1 protein-coding gene is annotated in these 1,208 nt (G+C 71.2%); it reads left to right on the top strand.

The features are described 5' to 3' along the window. A partial coding sequence (locus tag J0670_RS38295) for a PD40 domain-containing protein (protein ID WP_207817378.1) occupies nt 1-1,048 on the top strand: 1,048 nt, incomplete at its 5' end. Between the last annotated feature and the right edge of the window lie 160 nt (nt 1,049-1,208).

The following is a 1,208-nucleotide window of genomic DNA, read 5'->3' as shown; positions in this document are numbered from 1 at the left end:
CCGGTACGTCGCGTTCAGCACCGCCGCCACCAACGTGCTGCCCGGCCAGCCGAAGCACGAGTCGGACGTGTTCGTCCGCGACCGCTGGACCGGCCGCACCGAGCTGATCACCGCGGGCGGCCTGCCGACCACCGACGACCAGAGCATCCGCAACGCCGACAGCCCCACCCTCAGCCGGGACGGCCGCTACGTCGCCTTCGCCTCCACCCGCACCGACCTCGCCCCGGGCGTGAAGCGCGGCAAGATCAACATCTACGTCACCGACCGCTGGACCCACACCACCCGGCTGGTCACCACCGGCACCGACGGCGGGGGCGCCAACAACAGTTCCTACAGTCCGACGATCAGTGCGGACGGCAACACCGTCGGCTTCACCTCCCGGGCCGGGAACCTGCTTCCGGGCGACCCGGGCGACCCGGCCGAAGCCGCCCGATCCGCCGCCGATGCCGCCGCCGATCCCGATGCCGCCACACCTCAGCTGACCGGGCCCCGCTTCTACCCGTACTACGTGTGGAAGGCCGACACCGGCCAGATCACCGGCGCCAGCCTGGACGACACCGGGGCGCTGCGCGGCGTCGCCTACGACGCCCGGATCAGCCCGGACGGCCGCTTCGCCGTCTACGGCCTCCCGGTGTTCGGCGGCGCGGCCCCGGGCCACAACCACGGCATCCGGATGGACGTGTACGTCCACGAGCTGGCCACCGGCAAGCTCACCAAGGCCAACGACGGCCTGCCGGGCACCAGCACCACGAGGTCGTCCGCCGGTGGCGTCATGACGGCCGACGACCGCTGGGTCTACTTCGGCTCCGACGCCGAGAACCTGGTACCCGGCGACACCAACGACGTCAGCGACGTGTTCCGCCGCGACCTGTGGACCGGGAGCGTCGAGCGGGTCAGCGTCGCGCAGGACGGCTCACAGAGCACCGCCACCTCCTACAGCCCCCGCGTGGACGCCACCGGCGACACGGTGGTCTTCAACGCCGAGGACGGCAACCTGGTGCCGGGCGACACCAACACCGTCACCGACGTCTTCCTGCGCCGCCTCTGAACCACCCGGCACGGGGATCGGTCCACCCCTATCCCCGTGCCATATACGACTGTTGACGTATTTTCAGGTCCGATCCATCTCAGCTGTTGACCGTTCGCCCACCCCACGCTTGGCTCTCCCCCATGCCCGCCGCCGGGGAGTCGCGGCCGGGCCACCGACC

The organism is Streptomyces sp. FH025 (assembly GCF_017427025.1).
Classification (GTDB): Bacteria; Actinomycetota; Actinomycetes; order Streptomycetales; family Streptomycetaceae; genus Kitasatospora.
The sequence above is the reverse complement of the archived record's forward strand: the minus strand, read 5'-3'. Positions and strand labels throughout refer to the sequence as shown.